Genomic DNA, 15,755 nt, shown 5'->3' on the forward strand with positions numbered 1-15,755 from the left:
CGCGGCTGGGCGGTGTGGTGACCGGTCCCCAACGTGACACGGCAAACGTCCCCCCTGCCCGCCTCGCGTCCGGTGCCGGTGACAACCGGAACAGGCCGAGCGTCCGGCGGGCCAGGAGAGGGCCATCCCGAGGGAACCCGACACCCCCGGGATGGCCTTCTTCCGGCCGCGCCGGGCGGGGGTCCGGGGTCGAGCGTCACGGCGGTGAACCTGCCGCCGGGGCGTGCGTCGTCCGTGCCGGCCCTTCCGGGGGAAGGGTATGCCGCCGGAAGGATCGGCACGGTCGGAAGTCGGGGTCGGGGTTGCACCGGCGAAGGCCGTCCCCAGGGAACGGGAACCCTCGGGACGGCCTTCACCTCGTCCGCCTTGCGACCCGCGCTTCCCCCACGACCAGCGCGCCGAGGACGAGCACAGCCACGCCGACCACCCGCAGCCCGGCGTCCGCTCCCGCGGTGAAGGCCGCGACGACGTCGGCCGCGTGGCTCGTCCTGTCCAGCGCTTCCGCCACCGTGTGCGCGCCGCGTGCTTCCGGCGGAAGCGCGTCGGCGAACTTCGCGGTCATCACCGTGGCGATCACGGCGACCCCGAGCGCGCTGCCGAACTCCCGGGTGGTGGCCTGCAGGCCGGTGCCGACGCCCGCCTGCGCCGGCGGCAGTGCGCCCGCGATGACCCCGGACAGCGTCGGCAGGGCCAGCGTCACCCCGATCCCGGTCACCACGAGCCAAGCCGCGTAACCGGCGTACGGCGTCTGCGCGTCGCTTGTGGACAGTCCGAGCAGGCCACCGCCGACGAAGACGAACGCGAGCGCGATGGTCGCGTCGAGGCCGGCACGCCGGGTAAGCAGCCCGACGTGGCGGCCGCCGAGGATGATCGGGACGGTCAGCGGGATGATCCCGAGCCCGGTCCCCAGCACGCCGAACCCCTTGGCGTACTGCAGGAACGACGCGTTGACGTAGAACAGCGCGAACATGCCGAAGAAGATCGCCGTCAGCCCGAGGCAGGCGCTGCGCAGGCCCGCGATCCGGAACAGCCGGGGGTCCAGCAGCGGGTGCCCGGCCCTCAGCTCGACGAGCACCCAGGCGGTGAAGAGCACGGCGGCGCCGGCGAACCCGGTCACCACGAGCGCGCTCGCCCAGCCCGCCTCCGGACCCTGGACGATCCCGACCAGCAGCGCGACCGACGCGCCGACGAGCAGCACCGCGGCGAGCGGGTCGAGCCGGCGGTCGTGGCGGGCGGACACCGGCGCGGTCCGGGCCACCAGCGCGGCCGCGGCGAGCGCGAGCGGCACGGCGGCGGCGAAGAGCCAGCGCCAGGAACCCGCCGTGAGGACCAGGCCGCCGCCGACGTTGCCGGCCACCCCGCCGATGCCGGTCATCGACGCCCAGACGGCGATCGTCGCGGGTTTGCGCTCAGCCGGCACGGCGTGCAGCAGCACGGCGAGCGAGTTGGGCAGCACCGCGGCGGCGCCGACGCCGGTGAGCGCGCGGCCGGCGAGCAGCACGACGACGTCCGGCGCCAGCGCGGAGCCGAGCGCGCCCGCCGCGAACAGCACGAGCCCGGCCAGCAGGACACCCTTTCGGCCGAACCGGTCCCCCGCGGCGCCGCCGGGGATCACCAGGCAGGCGAACACGATCACGTAGGTGTCGACGATCCAGACCAGCGCGGACGCGGACGGGTGGAGGGCGCTCGCGGCCAGCATCGGGACGGCGAGGTTGATCGCCGCGACCATCCCGACGACGAGCACGACGCAGGCGCACATGACGGTGAGCAGTCCGGTGGTTTCCCGGTGCTTGAGGACCATGCACCCGACGGTAGGGACGACCGGGGGCGACGTGCCACGCAACTTCGGCAACAACTGTTTGCGTAGGATGCAACCATGGCGGACCAGCTCGACCTGAACCTCCTGCGGGTGTTCGACGCGCTCTTGCGGGAAGGGAGCGTCACGGCGGCGGCCGAGCGCCTCCACCTGTCGATCCCGGCGGCCAGCCGCGCGCTGGGCCGGCTGCGGCGCGCGATGGGCGACCCGATCCTGGTGCGCGCGGGGCGCGGGATGGCGCCGACGCCGTTCGCGCTCCGCACGGCCCCGCGGGTGCGGTCGCTGCTGGACGAGGCAGCCGCCTTGGTCACCACTGACTTCTCGTTGGCCGACCTCGACCGCACCTTCACGATCCGCATCAACGACGGCGTGGCGGCCACGCTGGCGACAGCGGCGGTCGAAGCCGCGGCGGCGGCCGCTCCCGGCGTGACCCTGCGTTTTGTCGCCGAAGGCAGCGAAAGCACCGAAGCCCTGCGTGACGGCTCGGTCGACCTGGACATCGGCGCCGGCGACGTCACGGCGCCCGACATCCGCACCACCGTGCTGTACACCGAACGCCTGGTCGGCCTGGTCCGGGAGGACAGCCCCCTGGGCCGGCGCCCGACGCTGGCGCAGCTGTGCCGGCACCCGCACGTGTCGGCGTCCCGCCGCGGCCGCGCCCGGGGCCCGCTGGACGACGCGCTCGAGGCGGCGGGCCTGTCGCGGCACGTGGCGGCGGTGGTGCCGACGTCCGCCGTGGCCATGCTGCTGGTGGCCTCGAGCCCCTACGTCGGGCTCGTGCCGCAGCGGCTGGCCGAGCAGCACGGGCCGGCGCTGGGTCTGCGCTGGTTCCGGGTGCCGGCGCCGCTGCCGGAGATGGCCGTTCGCCTGTGCTGGCACGCCCGTCTCGACGCCGACCCGGCCCAGCGCTGGCTGCGCGAAACCATCCGTGACGCCCTCCGCTGAGCCTCCTCGGAAAGATCTTCGAAGAAATTTCCGGGGACGTGTCGAATCGCGGCCGCGGAGTTCGTAGCCGGAGTGAAGCCACCCACGAGGGGCGGCGCGAAGGCGAGGGACCGGCCACAGCCACGGCAACTTCTGCGGGAACAGTTGCTTGCCGCTCGAAGGTCCGGCTTGCTTTGGCCGGATGGGCACCAGCGCGCCGAGGCGTTCCTCTTCGGACGGCGGACCTACGAGCTGTTGGCCCGTCCTCGGCGCCGTCGAGGAGGTGCGCACCACCCGATCGGTCTGGCAGGTGTACGGCAGCGGCACGCTCACCCGGTGGCTGCCGGAAACGACCTGGTCGACGAGCTGACCCTGCTCGTGGTCCCGGTGGTGCTCGGCCAGGGCGCGCGGCTGTTCCCGGACGCCGGCCCGGACCTCGCGCTCGACCTCGTCGAATCGCGGACCGACACGAAGGGCGTGACGACCCAGGTCTTCCGGCCGGCCGGTCGCCCGCGGTATGCAACGGTCTGACATTCCCGACGCCGAGGAGCTGACTTCCGGATGCGGTACCTGGTTTCCGTGATCGACGACAAGACCGACCCCGGCCGCACGGACCGGGAGCCCGCCATCAGCGCGTTCAACGAACGCCTGGTCGCCGACGGCTACTGGGTGTTCGCGGGCGGGCTCGCGGACACCACCGCGGCGACGGTCGTCGACAACCGGGGCGGGGCGGTCGTGGTCAGCGACGGGCCCTTCGTGGAGTCGAAGGAGTACCTGGCCGGCGTCTGGGTCTGGGAGGTCCCCGACGCTTCGGTGGCGCTCGAGCTCGCCACCGAAGCGTCCAAGGCCTGCGACCGGAAGGTCGAACTGCGGCCGTTCTCGCCCGGGTGAGCGCGTCCGCTGTGGCAGGATCGGGGCGTGACCAGCACCGCCGCCACGGCGCAGTACCTGCGTGACCTCGCGCTGCTGCGGCGCGTCCGCGACCGGATCGACCGGGAGTACGCCCAGCCGCTCGACGTCGAGGCCCTCGCGCGCGGGGTCAACATGTCCGGCGGGCACCTCAGCCGGCAGTTCCGCCGCGCCTACGGGGAGTCACCGTATTCGTACCTCATGACACGGCGGATCGAGCGCGCGATGGCGCTGCTGCGCACGGGCGAGCTGAGCGTCACGGAGGTCTGCTTCACCGTCGGCTTCTCGTCGCTGGGCACCTTCAGCACGCGGTTCGCCGAGCTGGTGGGCATGCCGCCGAGCGTCTACAAGGAGCAGCGGGCCGAGGCCACCGTGGGCATGCCGCCGTGCGTGGCCAAACAGGTCACCAGACCGATCAGGAATCGAGAAGCGCGGCCTTCGGCGGCCACCTAGGGTGACGGCCATGGACGTCACCATTCACGCGAGCTTCCTCCCGCACACCGACGCGGAGGCCTCCCTGGCCTTCTACCGCGACCTGCTCGGCTTCGAGGTCCGCCAGAACGTCAAGTACGGCGAGATGAACTGGATCACGGTCGGCCCGCCGAACCAGCCCGACACGGCGATCGTGCTGTCGCCGGCGTCCGCGACGCCCGGCCTGACCGACGAAGAGCGCCGCATGATCGCCGAGATGATGGCCAAGGGCACCTACGCCTCGATCAACCTGGCGACCAAGGACCTCGACGCCCTCTTCGCGAAGCTCGAAGCGGGCAACGCCGAGGTCGTCCAGGAGCCGGTCGACCAGCCCTACGGCGTCCGCGACTGCTCCTTCCGCGACCCCGCCGGCAACCTGCTCCGCATCCAGGAGCTGCGCTGACCGAGGTCCCGTCCCACCGCCACGTCCGGCGGGTGGCCGGTCTGCTGCCGGGTGACAACGGCCTGCTCGGCCGGAACACCACGGGGTGGGCCGCGCGAGCCGAGGGCCTCCGGCCGGCGGATCCTGCGCCGGCGCCCGGTCGCCGCGCGGCGGCCGGCGACCCTGGTCGACCAGCTGCGGAACCTGCCGCAGCGGCCCCTCCTCGCCGCGATCACCGGCCGGTGGGCGCTGTGCTCCACCGTCGCCGCGCCCCTGGTCGAGCTGACCGGGGTCCGCACGCTCTTGCTGCTCCCGATCGCCGCGCGGGCGGTGCTCGGCCGTCCACCGTTGGGAGACCGATCATGTGCCTGAGCCTGTCCGCCGCCGCCCGGCGGCACATCGCCGAGCTGACGCTGCTGCGCCGGGTGCGCGACCGCATCGACCGCATCGACCGCGAGCAGACCCTCGACGTCGAGGCGCTCGCCGCCGGCGTGGACATGACGACCGGGGACCTCCTCCGCCGCTTCCGGGACGCCTACGGGCAGTCCCCGCACGCCTACCAGCGGGCCGCCCGGGCGCTCCGCACGCCGACCGCCGAACGAGTCCTGGAGACACGATGACCACGAGAAAGCCCGCGGCCCACCGCGCCGACAGCCACGACCTGATCCGCGTCCACGGCGCGCGCGTGAACAACCTCAAGGACGTGAGCGTCGAGCTGCCGAAGCGGCGGCTGACGGTGTTCACCGGGGTCTCCGGGTCCGGCAAGAGCTCGCTGGTGTTCAGCACGATCGCCGCGGAGTCGCAGCGGCTGATCAACGAGACCTACAGCACCTTCGTGCAGGGGTTCATGCCGACGCTGGCCCGGCCCGACGTCGACGTGCTCGACGGGATCACCACCGCGATCATCGTCGACCAGGAGCGGATGGGCGCCAACTCGCACTCGACGGTCGGCACCGCGACCGACGCCAACGCGATGCTGCGCATCCTGTTCAGCCGGCTCGGGCAGCCGCACATCGGCTCGCCGCAGGCGTTTTCGTTCAACGTCGCGTCGATCAGCGGCGCCGGCGCGGTCACCATCGAGAAGGCCGGGCGGCAGATCAAGGAGCGCCGCAGCTTCAGCATTACCGGCGGCATGTGCCCGCGCTGCGAGGGCCGCGGCAAGGTCAACGACATCGACCTGACCGCGCTGTTCGACGAGGAGAAGTCGCTCAACGAGGGCGCGATCACCATCCCCGGCTACAGCATGGAGGGCTGGTACGGCCGCATCTTCCGCGGCTCCGGCTTCTTCGACCCGGACAAGCCGATCAAGAAGTACACGAAGAAGCAGTTCAACGACCTGGTCTACAAGGAGCCGACCAAGATCAAGGTCGAGGGCATCAACCTGACGTACTCGGGGCTGGTGCCGGCGATCCAGAAGTCCTTCCTGGCCAAGGACGTCGACGCGATGCAGCCGCACATCCGCGCGTTCGTCGAGCGGGCTGTCACGTTCACGACGTGCCCGGACTGCGACGGGACGCGGCTGTCCGAAGAGGCCCGGTCGTCGAAGATCGACGGGATCAGCATCGCCGACGTCTGCGCGATGCAGATCAGCGACCTGGCCGGCTGGGTGGGGAAGCTGGCCGAGCCGTCGGTCGCGCCGCTGCTGGACGCGCTGAAGCGCACCCTCGACTCGTTCGTCGAGATCGGGCTGGGGTACCTCTCGCTCGACCGTCCATCCGGGACGCTCTCGGGCGGGGAAGCCCAGCGCACCAAGATGATCCGCCACCTCGGGTCGTCGCTGACCGACGTCACCTACGTCTTCGACGAGCCGACGATCGGCCTGCACCCGCACGACATCCAGCGCATGAACGACCTGCTGCTGCAGCTGCGCGACAAGGGCAACACGGTGCTGGTCGTCGAGCACAAGCCCGAGGCGATCGCGATCGCCGACCACGTCGTCGACCTCGGCCCGCACGCCGGGTCGAAGGGCGGCGAGGTCGTCTTCGAGGGCACTGTGGACGGTCTGCGCAAGAGCAAGACGCTGACCGGCCGGCACTTGGACGACCGCGCGTCGCTGAAGGAGTCCGTGCGGGAGCGGTCGGGGGTGCTGGAGGTGCGCGGCGCGTCGACGCACAACCTGCAGGACGTCGACGTCGACATCCCGCTCGGGGTGCTGGTGGTCGTGACCGGTGTGGCGGGCTCGGGCAAGAGCTCGCTGATCCACGGCTCGGTGGCCGGCCGCGAGGGCGTGGTGGCGGTCGACCAGACGGGGATCCGCGGCTCGCGCCGGAGCAACCCGGCGACCTACACCGGTCTCCTGGAGCCGATCCGCAAGGCGTTCGCCAAGGCCAACGGCGTGAAGCCGGCCCTGTTCAGCGCGAACTCCGAAGGCGCGTGCCCCAACTGCAACGGCGCCGGCGTCGTCTACACCGACCTCGGGATCATGGCCGGCACGGCCAACCCGTGCGAGGTGTGCGACGGCAAGCGGTTCTCGGCCGAGGTGCTGGAGTACACCTTCGGCGGCCGCGACATCAGCGAGGTGCTCGCGATGTCGGTGACCGAGGCCGAGGAGTTCTTCGGCGCGGGTGACGCGCAAACCCCGGCGGCGCACAAGATCCTGACGCACCTGGCCGACGTCGGACTCGGTTACCTGACGCTCGGCCAGCCGCTCACGACCTTGTCCGGCGGCGAACGCCAGCGGATCAAGCTGGCCACGCGGATGGCGGAGAAGGGCGGGGTGTACGTCCTCGACGAGCCGACGGCCGGCCTGCACCTGGCCGACGTCGAGCAGCTGCTGGGCCTGCTCGACCGGCTCGTGGAGTCGGGCAAGTCGGTGATCGTGATCGAGCACCACCAGGCGGTGATGGCCCACGCGGACTGGATCATCGACCTCGGCCCGGGCGCGGGCCACGACGGCGGCCGGGTGGTCTTCGAGGGCACCCCGGCGCAGCTGGTGAAGGCGCGGAAGAAGACCCTGACCGGGCGGCACCTCGCGGAGTACGTCGGCTGAGCCGCTCCATACCAGCGGGGACGGTAGGGCTGGCCCCCGCAAAGTGCCTCGGGCGCGCAGGATTCCGCGGCGGCCGCCCACGCCGAAGACTCGGGGGTGTGACCACTACAGAGATCAGCACCGGCAGCGACTTCGCCCGGCTGAGCCAGCGCGTCTCCGCCGCCGGCCTGATGCAGCGCCGTCCCGGTTACTACACCGCCCGGATCGCCGTCGTGACCGGGCTGTTCGCCGCCGGCTGGGTCGCTTTCGCCTTCCTCGGGAACTCGTGGTGGCAGTTGGCCGTCGCCGCGTTCCAGGCCGTCATGTTCGGGCAGATCGCGCTGCTGTCCCACGACCTCGCGCACAAGCAGGTGTTCCGGCGCCGCCGGCCCACCGAGATCGCCGGGATGCTCGCCGGCAACCTCGGTATCGGGATGAGCTACGGCTGGTGGATGGACAAGCACACCCGCCACCACGCCAACCCGAACCACGAGGAGCTCGACCCGGACGTCGACCCGGACATCCTGGTGTGGTCGAAGGACCAGGCCCGCGCCAGCCGCGGCGTGCCCCGGTTCATCGGGCGGCACCAGGCCTTCCTGTTCTTCCCGCTGCTGACGCTCGAAGGGCTGAACCTGCACTGGTCCGGCGTCCGCGCGGTCCGCAAGCCGGGCCTGCGCCGCCGCGGGCTCGAAGCCGCGTTGCTCGCGACGCACTTCGTCGTCTACTTCAGCGCGTTGGTCACCGTGCTGTCCCCCGGCATGGCGCTGCTGTTCTTCGCCGTCCACCAAGGACTGTGGGGTGTCTACATGGGATCGATCTTCGCGCCCAACCACAAGGGCATGCCGACGCTGACCGGGCGCCCCGAGCTGGACTTCCTCCGCAAGCAGGTGCTGACCTCGCGCAACGTCCGCGGCGGGCTCGTCACCGACGTCGCGCTCGGCGGCCTCAACTACCAGATCGAGCACCACCTGTTCCCGAGCATGCCGTCGCCGCACCTGCGGCGGGCGCAGCCGATCGTCCGGGACTACTGCGCCGAGCTCGGCATCCCGTACCTGGAGACGAGCCTCGTCGAGTCGTACCGGCAGGCGCTCACCCACCTGCATGAAGCTGGGGCGCCTCTCAGGAACCGTTCGTAGACTCGGGGCATGAGGAAGACCGAGTCATGAAAAAAACAGTCGCGGCGCGGGGGATCCGGGACCTGCCGGCGGCGTTCGGCGCGAGGGCGGCCGGGGCGCGGGCCGAGCGGGTCCGCCGGTCACCCCAGTTCGACGGCAAGGTGTTCCGCAACGCGGCCCCGCGCCACCCGATGACGGCCGCGTCGATCGGCACCATCTTCCGCGAGATGTTCTTCGGCGAGCACCGCGAGCTGCGCAAACCGGCCGGCGCGGTGCCGCTGGTGCAGGCAGCGCCGGTCGAGGCGGCCGAGGGCCTGCACGTCACCTGGCACGGCCACGCGACGGCGCTGGTGGAGCTGGACGGCGCCCGCGTGCTGCTCGACCCGGTGTGGAGCGACCGGGTGTCCCCCGCGGCGTTCACCGGCCCGCGGCGGCTGCACGAGCCGCCGGTGCCGCTGTCCGGACTCGGCCGGATCGACGCGGTGGTCATCTCGCACGACCACTACGACCACCTGGACCTGGCGACGATCCGGACGCTGGTCGCCGACACCGAAGCGCCGTTCCTGGTCCCGCTCGGCGTCGGCGCGCACCTGGAACGCTGGCACGTGCCGGCCGCCCGGATCATCGAGCTGGACTGGCACGAGGAGGCGACGGTCGCGGGTGTCCGGTTCGTCTCGACGCCGGCCCAGCACTTCTCCGGCCGCGGCATCACGAACGACCACACGCTGTGGACGTCGTGGGCGCTGCTGGGCCCGGCCCACCGCGTGTTCTACACCGGCGACACCGGCTACTTCGACGGCTTCGCGAAGATCGGCGAGGCCCACGGGCCGTTCGACGTCGCCCTGGTCCAGATCGGCGCGTACGCCCCCCACTGGCCGGACATCCACATGACGCCGGAAGAGGGCGTCGCGGCGGGCATCGACGTCCGGGCGAAGCTGCTGATCCCGGTCCACTGGGCGACGTTCCAGCTGGCCATGCACCCGTGGGGAGAGCCGGCGGACCGCGTGTGGCGTGAAGCCAAGGCGGCGGACCTCCCGCTGGCGATCCCCCGCCCGGGCGAGCGCATCGACATCTCGGCACCCCCAGCGGTCGACGGCTGGTGGCAGGCCCTGTGACCGGCGAGCACGAGCGTCTCCTGCTCGAGTTCGCCGCCGACGCCGGCGAGCCGGCACTGGTCCGCACGGTGCTCACCGACCCGGACGCTGTGCTGCAACCGGCGGGCGGGGAACCGGCGGCCCGGCGAGAACTGGAGCGCGCGTGAAGCTGAAGCTGGACCTCCACGACATCTACAACCGCGGCGGCGAGATCGACCGGGCCCTCCGGGCGATCATCGACGAAGCGGTCGCCAAGAAGGCGCCGCTCGTCGAGATCATTCCCGGCAAGGGCTCCGGCCAGCTGAAGAAGCACGTCCTGCGGTTCCTCGAGCGCAAGGACGTCAAGGCGCTCTACCACCGCGTCGAGAAGGACAAGGACAACTTCGGCCGGGTGTTCGTTCACTTCCGCTGGAAGTAGGTGGTCATGAGGACGCCGGACGGGAACGCCGTCGAACCGGACAGCTCGAACGAGCGCAGCGGGGCGTCTTCGGCGAACAGCCGCTTGCCCGCGCCCAGCAGCACCGGGTAGACGATCAGCACCACCTCGTCCGCGAGCTCGTGTTCGAGCAGCTTGGTCGTCACCGTCGAGCTGCCCGAGACGACCAGCCCGGGGCCGTCCTGCGCCTTGATGCGGCGGACGCCCTCGACGAAGTCCGGCCCGACCCCCTCGGCCGGGCCCCACTCGAGGCTTTCCGGCCGGTGGGTGGCGACGTACTTCTTCGCCGCCTTGATGCGGTCGCCGATCGGGTTGCTCGGCGCCTTGCCCCACATGGTCGTCCACATGTCGTAGGTGCGCCGGCCGAGCAGCAGGTCGAACTCGTCGCCGTGCGCGGCCATCACCTGGGCCCCGCCCTCGGCCGTCCGGTACGGCGCCGTCCAGTTGGTGTGGGCGAACCCGTTCTCGTCGGCGGAATGCTGGATCACGCCGTCGAGCGAGATGTGTTCGATGATCTTGAGGGTTCTCATGCCGTCTCCTCCAGGAGCGCGTCGAGCTGCGGCAGGGCGGCACGGAGTCCCTGCTCCACGCCGGGGAACGTCTTTTCCAGGGCATCGAGGCTCGCGAACCGGGTCACGCTGGTCATGCGCGACCCCGTTTCCGTGGTCTCGAAGACGAACTTCATCGCGGCCGGGCCGTCTTCGTCGCCGTCTCCGTCGTCGGCTTCGAACGAGTCGATGGGGTCCACCGCGGTGAACTTCCACGAGCCGGTCCACTTCTCGCCGTCCGGCCCGGACAGGAAGTACTCGGCGCGGCCGCCGGGCCGGAAGTCGTGGTGGGTGAAGGTGGCGGGCGCGAACGGCGGGCCCCAGAAGCGTTCCAGCTGACGCGGGTCGGAAAGCGCTTCCCAGAGACGCTGTTTCGGGACCGGGAAGTCGGCGACGAGCGTGAAACTGAGGTTTTCGGGGTCCTGGGTGACCGAGGTGACGGGCATCGTCATTCTTCTTTCGGTGAGAACATGTCGTCGAGCCGCGCCACGCGGTGACGCCAAAGGGCTTCGAAGGAGTCCAGCAGTTCCCGGGCCCGCTGCAGCCGCTCGCGGCTGGTCGAAACCCGTTGTTCGCGGCCGGTGGCCCGTTTTCGGACCAGGCCCGCGCGTTCGAGCACGGCGACGTGCTTCTGCACGGCGGCGAAGCTCATTTCGTACCGCGCGGCGAGTTCGGACACCGACGGCGTTTCCGTGATCGACCGCGCGAGGATGTCGCGGCGCGTGCCGTCGGCCAGGGCGCGGAAGAGCTGGTTGAGCGACTCCTCACTCTCTTCCTGAAGTACAACCATGTGGTTGTACGTTAGCCGTGCCCGATACCCGCGGCAAGAGCCGGGAGGGGAAAGGGTCAGAACCGGCTGTCGTGGCGCGCTTCGGACCAGGCGCGGTCCCACGCCACCGAGTGCAGGCGGCTCACGACGAGGCGGGCGGTCCCGTAGAGGCCGGCGAGCGCGCCCGTGACCGCGACCCAGAGCAGGATCGCCGCGAAGACGCCGTCGGCCGCCGAGGTCGACGGCGAGAGCGGCTCGGTCGTCAGCTGCCCGCGCTGGTCCAGCCACACCGAGAGGTGGGTGCCCGCGGGGCTGCCCGCGTCGGCCAGGACGTCACCGGTGTGGCGGGCGCCGCGCGCGTCGAACCAGGCGGCCTGGACCGTCGTCTGGTCGGCCGGGGCGCCGGCGCCGTCGGTGCTGTAGGTCTGGGTGGGGGCCGCGACGAGCGAAACCGCCGTCGCCGGGTGCCGCGTGGTGCGTTCCTGCTCGGCCCGGGCGGTCTGCGAGGCGTAGGTGTCGGAGCCGAAGGCGGCCGCGAACGGCAGGGCCAGCAGCGCGCCGGCGAACACCAGCATCAGCAGGGCCGCCTCGACGCGGTCTCCGAGCCTGGTCAGAGGGTTGCGGCCGGGGTGCACCCGGCGCCGGAACCGGGCGATCCGTCCGCTGGGCCCACGCATGCGCGACACTCCTCCCCGGGAACACGTCATCTCGGTAACAGTGTGCGCTCCAGGGCTCGACTTTCTCTCGCGAATGGGATGCGGCCCACCTGTGAAACCCTGCACAACCACCCGCTTGTGCCAACCCACGGCGATCGGCGGTCACGGACCGTGAGTGGTTCAGAGCCAGTCGTCGGGCCGCGGCCACGGCATCAGCGCCGACAGCGCGTCCCGGGCCGGCTCGGTCACCGCGTACCGGCCGCGGTGGAACAGCAGCGGCCGCGCGTCCGACGGGGTGCCCAGCGCCGTCACCCGGCCGATCACGACGTAGTGGTCCCCCGCCTCGTGGACGGCTTCCAGGCTGCAGTCGATCCAGGTGAGGGCACCGTCGAGCAGCGGCGCCCCGGACGGCGCGGGGGTCCAGCCGACCCGCGCGAACTTGTCCTGGCCGCGCGCGCCGAACACCGCGCTGACCTCCTGCTGGTCCTCGGCCAGCACGTTGACCGCGAACCGGCCCACCGCGGCCAGCACCGGCCAGGTCCGCGACGTCTTCGCCGGGCAGAACAGCACCAGCGGCGGGTCGAGCGACAGCGCCGCGAACGACTGGCAGGCGAACCCGGCGAGCGTGTCGCCGTCGCGGCCGGTGACCACCGTGACACCCGTGCAGAAGTGCCCGAGCACACTGCGGAAGGCGGCCCGGTCGACCGCCGCGGCCGTCATGAGCCCGGGGGCCGCGCGCCGACCGAGAAGTCGTGCCCCCACAGGGAAACCGCGGTGCTTTCGCGCGCGATCCAGTTGTCGTCGTCGACCTGGCGGCCTTCGCAGCCGAACTCGACGTCGAAGCCGCCGGGGGTCTTCATGTAGAACGACAGCATCAGGTCGTTGACGTGCCGGCCGAGCGTGGCCGACATCGGCACCTTGCGCCGGATCGCGCGGTCGAGGCACAGGCCGACGTCGTCGGTGTTCTCCACCTCGACCATCAGGTGCACGATCCCGCTCGGCGTCGGCATCGGCAGGAACGCCAGGCTGTGGTGGCGCGGGTTGCAGCCGAAGAACCTCAGCCACGCGGGCGGGCCGTCGGCGGGCCGGCCGACCATCTGCGGCGGCAGGCGCATCGAGTCGCGCAGCCGGAACCCGAGGACGTCGCGGTAGAACCGCAGCGACGCCTCATCATCCTTTGTAGACAAAACCACATGGCCGAGACCCTGCTCGCCGGTGACGAACTTGTGGCCGTACGGGCTGACCACGCGCCGGTGCTGCAGCGCGACGCCGTGGAACACCTCCTGGGTGTTGCCGGACGGGTCGTCGAAGCTGATCAGCTCGTCGACGCGCCGGTCGGCCAGCTCTTCGGGCGTGCCCTCCTTGTACGGCACGGACGCACTGTCCAACCGCGACCGGATCTCGGCGAGCTCGCCGGCGTTCGCCGCCTCCCAGCCGGTGACGGCCAGGCGATCCGCGGCGCCGGGTGAGATGACCAGGCGCGCCGGGAAGTCGTCCATGCGCAGGTAGAGCGCGTCGGGGTTGGTGCCGGTGCCTTCGACCATGCCGAGCACCTTGAGCCCGTACTCGCGCCACGCGGCCATGTCGGTGGCTTCGATGCGGAGGTAGCCCAGTGACCGGATGCCCATCAGGAGCTCCCGAGGAAGTCGAGGGCCAGCCGGTTGAACTCGTCGAACTTCTCCAGCTGGGCCCAGTGCCCGCAGCCGCCGAACACGTGCAGCTGCGCGCGCGGGATGGTCTTCAGCGCGAGCAAGGCGCCGTCGAGCGGGTTGACGCGGTCCTCGCGGCCCCAGATCAGCAGCACGCGCTGCCGCAGCCGGTGGGCCTCGCGCCAGAGCATGCCTTCTTCGTACGTTTCGGGCTGGGCGAACGACATCCCCATCGCGCGCATGGCGGCCAGGGACTCGGGGGTGTTCGCCGCGGCGAAGCGTTCGTCGACCAGCTCGTCGGTGATCAGCGCCTGGTCGTGGACCATGATGCGCAGGAACGCTTCCATGCGTTCACGGCTGGGTTTCGCGCCGAACTTGCCGAGGTTCTTGACCCCCTCGGTCGGGTCGGGCGCGAAGACGTTCACGCTCAGCCCGCCCGGTCCCATCAGGACGAGCCGCCCCGCGCGCTTGCCGTGGTTCAGCGCCAGCCGGACCGCGGCGCCGCCACCCAGGGAGTTGCCGACGAAGTGCGCGGTCTCGATCTCCAACGCGTCCATCAGGCCGACAACGGCGTCCGCGCTGTGGCGGAAGTACTGCGGGTGCTCGGTCGGCTTGCCGGAACGTCCGAAGCCGGGCTGGTCGACGGCGATCGTCCGGTAGTGCTTGGCGAACTCCGGCAGGTTGCGCCCGAAGTTGCTCCACGCCGACGCGCCGGGCCCGCCGCCGTGCAGCAGGATCACCGTCTCGGCGTGTTCGGCACCGGCCTCGTGGTAGTGGAGCTGGAGACCGCCCGCCTGGACGTACTTGCCAACGGGTGCGGCCATCAGTACATCGCGTTCTCGACGGGGAGCCCGAAGGCGCCGGTGCCGAACATGACGTACGCGCGCTCGGCGTCGTTGGCCGCGTGGACCCGGCCGGCGTGCGCGTCGCGCCAGAAGCGCTGGATCGGCGTGCCGCGCTGGATCGCGCGGCCGCCGGAGTTCTCGAAGAGACGGTCGATCGCGGCGATCGCGCGTTCGGTGCCGCGGACCTGGTCACGCCGGACGCGCAGGCGCAGCTCGCTCGGCAGCCGTTCCTCGCGCTTGGCCAGCTCGTACAGCTCGTCGATGTTGCGGGTCAGCTGCAGCCAGGCCGCGTCGATTTCGCTGGCGGCTTCGGCGATCCGCACCTTGGCGAACGGGTCCTCTTTGGACTGCTCACCGGCGTACGCGGCACGCACGCGCTTGCGCTGGTGCTCCACGTGCGCGTCGTAGGCGCCCTGCGCCATGCCGATGATCGGCGCGGTGATCGTGGACGGGTGCACCGACCCGTACGGCAACCGGTACAGCGGCCCGGGGTTGACGGCCTGGCCCGGCACCTTGCACTTCGACGTCGCGATGAAGCTCAACGCCCGGTGCTGTGGAACGAAGACGTCCTCGACGACGATGTCGTTCGACCCGGTGCCGCGCAGGCCGACGGTGTCCCAGACGTCCACAATGGAGTAGTCGGCGATCGGCAGCAGATAAGTGCAGAAGTCGACCGGCTTGCCGTCCTTGAACGCGGGCCCGCCGAGCAGCACCCACGTGCAGTGGTCACAGCCGGAGGAGAAGCTCCACCGGCCGGAGAGCCGGTAACCGCCGTCGACGACCTCGGCCTTGCCCATCGGGGCGTACGACGAGGAGATCCGCACGTCCTCGTCCTCGCCCCAGACCTCCTGCTGAGCCTGCGCGTCGAACAGCGCCACGTGCCACGGGTGGACGCCGAGGATGGAGGCGACCCAGCCGGTGGACCCGCACGCGCTCGCGATCAGCTTCACCGCGGTGTAGAAGCTCACCGGGTCGGCTTCGAAGCCGCCGTAGGGCTTCGGTTGCAGCAGCTTGAAGAACCCGGTCTCCTGCAGGGCCTTGACGGACTCCGCGGGGACGCTCCGCGCGTCCTCGGTGTCCTGGGCCCGTTCCCGCAGGACCGGCAGGAGGTCCCGGACCCCGGCGATCACCTGCTCGCTCATGCGCAGTCCTCTCTCGCGTTCACTCCGGCAA

The 15,755-nt window shown here is 71.3% G+C and carries 21 protein-coding genes; 12 read left to right on the top strand and 9 right to left on the bottom strand.

What is annotated here, in order from left to right:
* Positions 1-352: 352 nt before the first annotated feature.
* The gene (locus tag ACZ61C_RS16755) at positions 353-1,759 is read right to left on the bottom strand and encodes an MFS transporter (protein WP_465308260.1); all 1,407 of its coding nucleotides are present in this window, start codon (positions 1,757-1,759) and stop codon (positions 353-355) included.
* A 117-nt stretch (positions 1,760-1,876) separates the two neighbouring features.
* Between ACZ61C_RS16755 and ACZ61C_RS16760 the strand changes: the two genes are divergently transcribed.
* The 12 genes from ACZ61C_RS16760 (at position 1,877) to ACZ61C_RS16815 (ending at position 10,097) form a co-directional block, all read left to right on the top strand.
* A complete protein-coding gene (locus ACZ61C_RS16760; RefSeq protein ID WP_465307526.1) occupies positions 1,877-2,761 on the top strand; it encodes a LysR family transcriptional regulator in 885 nt (294 codons plus the stop codon).
* A 315-nt stretch (positions 2,762-3,076) separates the two neighbouring features.
* Positions 3,077-3,271, top strand: coding sequence for a dihydrofolate reductase family protein (locus ACZ61C_RS16765; protein ID WP_465307528.1), 195 nt, complete (start codon positions 3,077-3,079; stop codon positions 3,269-3,271).
* Between the two features lie 30 nt (positions 3,272-3,301).
* Positions 3,302-3,631: a YciI family protein gene (locus tag ACZ61C_RS16770; RefSeq protein WP_465307530.1), complete on the top strand. Its 330-nt coding sequence runs from the start codon at positions 3,302-3,304 to the stop codon at positions 3,629-3,631.
* 27 nt (positions 3,632-3,658) lie between these two features.
* Positions 3,659-4,102: a helix-turn-helix transcriptional regulator gene (locus ACZ61C_RS16775; protein WP_465307532.1), complete on the top strand. Its 444-nt coding sequence runs from the start codon at positions 3,659-3,661 to the stop codon at positions 4,100-4,102.
* A 10-nt stretch (positions 4,103-4,112) separates the two neighbouring features.
* The gene (locus tag ACZ61C_RS16780; RefSeq protein WP_465307534.1) at positions 4,113-4,523 is read left to right on the top strand and encodes a VOC family protein; all 411 of its coding nucleotides are present in this window, start codon (positions 4,113-4,115) and stop codon (positions 4,521-4,523) included.
* Positions 4,524-4,574: 51 nt separating this feature from the next.
* Positions 4,575-4,874 (top strand): hypothetical protein, encoded by a 300-nt coding sequence (locus ACZ61C_RS16785; protein WP_465307536.1) that lies wholly within the window; start codon positions 4,575-4,577, stop codon positions 4,872-4,874.
* Positions 4,865-5,122 (top strand): AraC family transcriptional regulator, encoded by a 258-nt coding sequence (locus ACZ61C_RS16790; protein WP_465307538.1) that lies wholly within the window; start codon positions 4,865-4,867, stop codon positions 5,120-5,122. The genes ACZ61C_RS16785 and ACZ61C_RS16790 overlap by 10 nt, the downstream gene beginning before the upstream one ends.
* Complete coding sequence (locus ACZ61C_RS16795; protein WP_465307540.1) at positions 5,119-7,491, top strand: ATP-binding cassette domain-containing protein; 2,373 nt, start codon at positions 5,119-5,121, stop codon at positions 7,489-7,491. The genes ACZ61C_RS16790 and ACZ61C_RS16795 overlap by 4 nt, the downstream gene beginning before the upstream one ends.
* Positions 7,492-7,589: 98 nt before the next feature.
* Positions 7,590-8,606: a fatty acid desaturase family protein gene (locus tag ACZ61C_RS16800; protein WP_465307542.1), complete on the top strand. Its 1,017-nt coding sequence runs from the start codon at positions 7,590-7,592 to the stop codon at positions 8,604-8,606.
* A 26-nt stretch (positions 8,607-8,632) separates the two neighbouring features.
* Positions 8,633-9,700, top strand: a complete 1,068-nt coding sequence (locus ACZ61C_RS16805; RefSeq protein ID WP_465307544.1) for an MBL fold metallo-hydrolase — start codon at positions 8,633-8,635, stop codon at positions 9,698-9,700.
* Complete coding sequence (locus ACZ61C_RS16810; RefSeq protein WP_465307546.1) at positions 9,697-9,846, top strand: hypothetical protein; 150 nt, start codon at positions 9,697-9,699, stop codon at positions 9,844-9,846. Before ACZ61C_RS16805 ends, ACZ61C_RS16810 begins: the two co-directional genes overlap by 4 nt.
* Complete coding sequence (locus ACZ61C_RS16815; protein WP_003092780.1) at positions 9,843-10,097, top strand: Smr/MutS family protein; 255 nt, start codon at positions 9,843-9,845, stop codon at positions 10,095-10,097. Before ACZ61C_RS16810 ends, ACZ61C_RS16815 begins: the two co-directional genes overlap by 4 nt.
* Here the strand turns inward: ACZ61C_RS16815 and ACZ61C_RS16820 are convergent.
* From ACZ61C_RS16820 to hsaA, 8 genes are all read right to left on the bottom strand, one after another.
* The gene (locus ACZ61C_RS16820) at positions 10,079-10,645 is read right to left on the bottom strand and encodes a dihydrofolate reductase family protein (protein WP_465307549.1); all 567 of its coding nucleotides are present in this window, start codon (positions 10,643-10,645) and stop codon (positions 10,079-10,081) included. The genes ACZ61C_RS16815 and ACZ61C_RS16820 overlap by 19 nt on opposite strands.
* Positions 10,642-11,109: an SRPBCC family protein gene (locus tag ACZ61C_RS16825; protein WP_465307551.1), complete on the bottom strand. Its 468-nt coding sequence runs from the start codon at positions 11,107-11,109 to the stop codon at positions 10,642-10,644. The genes ACZ61C_RS16820 and ACZ61C_RS16825 overlap by 4 nt, the downstream gene beginning before the upstream one ends.
* Before the next feature lie 2 nt (positions 11,110-11,111).
* Positions 11,112-11,453 (bottom strand): ArsR/SmtB family transcription factor, encoded by a 342-nt coding sequence (locus tag ACZ61C_RS16830; RefSeq protein ID WP_465307553.1) that lies wholly within the window; start codon positions 11,451-11,453, stop codon positions 11,112-11,114.
* Positions 11,454-11,509: 56 nt separating this feature from the next.
* A complete protein-coding gene (locus tag ACZ61C_RS16835; protein WP_465307555.1) occupies positions 11,510-12,109 on the bottom strand; it encodes an Rv1733c family protein in 600 nt (199 codons plus the stop codon).
* Positions 12,110-12,268: 159 nt separating this feature from the next.
* Positions 12,269-12,808 carry a 3-hydroxy-9,10-secoandrosta-1,3,5(10)-triene-9,17-dione monooxygenase reductase subunit gene (gene hsaB, locus ACZ61C_RS16840; protein WP_465307557.1) on the bottom strand — a complete coding sequence of 180 codons (540 nt, stop codon included), beginning with the start codon at positions 12,806-12,808 and terminating at the stop codon, positions 12,269-12,271.
* Complete coding sequence (gene hsaC / locus ACZ61C_RS16845; protein WP_465307558.1) at positions 12,805-13,716, bottom strand: iron-dependent extradiol dioxygenase HsaC; 912 nt, start codon at positions 13,714-13,716, stop codon at positions 12,805-12,807. Before hsaC ends, hsaB begins: the two co-directional genes overlap by 4 nt.
* On the bottom strand, positions 13,716-14,561 hold the full coding sequence (hsaD, locus tag ACZ61C_RS16850; protein WP_465307560.1) for a 4,5:9,10-diseco-3-hydroxy-5,9,17-trioxoandrosta-1(10),2-diene-4-oate hydrolase: 846 nt from the start codon (positions 14,559-14,561) through the stop codon (positions 13,716-13,718). The genes hsaC and hsaD overlap by 1 nt, the downstream gene beginning before the upstream one ends.
* Positions 14,561-15,724, bottom strand: a complete 1,164-nt coding sequence (gene hsaA / locus ACZ61C_RS16855; RefSeq protein WP_465307562.1) for a 3-hydroxy-9,10-secoandrosta-1,3,5(10)-triene-9,17-dione monooxygenase oxygenase subunit — start codon at positions 15,722-15,724, stop codon at positions 14,561-14,563. Before hsaA ends, hsaD begins: the two co-directional genes overlap by 1 nt.
* Positions 15,725-15,755: the final 31 nt, after the last annotated feature.

This window comes from Amycolatopsis sp. NPDC104587 (assembly GCF_055583645.1).

Excerpts from the sequence above, each read along its gene's own strand:
- hsaD (WP_465307560.1), bottom strand. The coding sequence starts at position 14,561 with ATGGCCGCACCCGTTGGCAAGTACGTCCAGGCGGGCGGTCTCCAGCTC.
- ACZ61C_RS16805 (WP_465307544.1), top strand. The coding sequence starts at position 8,633 with ATGAAAAAAACAGTCGCGGCGCGGGGGATCCGGGACCTGCCGGCGGCG.
- ACZ61C_RS16835 (WP_465307555.1), bottom strand. The coding sequence starts at position 12,109 with ATGCGTGGGCCCAGCGGACGGATCGCCCGGTTCCGGCGCCGGGTGCAC.
- ACZ61C_RS16755 (WP_465308260.1), bottom strand. The coding sequence starts at position 1,759 with ATGTGCGCCTGCGTCGTGCTCGTCGTCGGGATGGTCGCGGCGATCAAC.
- hsaA (WP_465307562.1), bottom strand. The coding sequence starts at position 15,724 with ATGAGCGAGCAGGTGATCGCCGGGGTCCGGGACCTCCTGCCGGTCCTG.
- ACZ61C_RS16830 (WP_465307553.1), bottom strand. The coding sequence starts at position 11,453 with ATGGTTGTACTTCAGGAAGAGAGTGAGGAGTCGCTCAACCAGCTCTTC.
- ACZ61C_RS16795 (WP_465307540.1), top strand. The coding sequence starts at position 5,119 with ATGACCACGAGAAAGCCCGCGGCCCACCGCGCCGACAGCCACGACCTG.
- ACZ61C_RS16760 (WP_465307526.1), top strand. The coding sequence starts at position 1,877 with ATGGCGGACCAGCTCGACCTGAACCTCCTGCGGGTGTTCGACGCGCTC.
- hsaB (WP_465307557.1), bottom strand. The coding sequence starts at position 12,808 with ATGACGGCCGCGGCGGTCGACCGGGCCGCCTTCCGCAGTGTGCTCGGG.
- ACZ61C_RS16780 (WP_465307534.1), top strand. The coding sequence starts at position 4,113 with ATGGACGTCACCATTCACGCGAGCTTCCTCCCGCACACCGACGCGGAG.
- ACZ61C_RS16825 (WP_465307551.1), bottom strand. The coding sequence starts at position 11,109 with ATGCCCGTCACCTCGGTCACCCAGGACCCCGAAAACCTCAGTTTCACG.
- ACZ61C_RS16790 (WP_465307538.1), top strand. The coding sequence starts at position 4,865 with ATGTGCCTGAGCCTGTCCGCCGCCGCCCGGCGGCACATCGCCGAGCTG.
- ACZ61C_RS16770 (WP_465307530.1), top strand. The coding sequence starts at position 3,302 with ATGCGGTACCTGGTTTCCGTGATCGACGACAAGACCGACCCCGGCCGC.
- hsaC (WP_465307558.1), bottom strand. The coding sequence starts at position 13,716 with ATGGGCATCCGGTCACTGGGCTACCTCCGCATCGAAGCCACCGACATG.
- ACZ61C_RS16820 (WP_465307549.1), bottom strand. The coding sequence starts at position 10,645 with ATGAGAACCCTCAAGATCATCGAACACATCTCGCTCGACGGCGTGATC.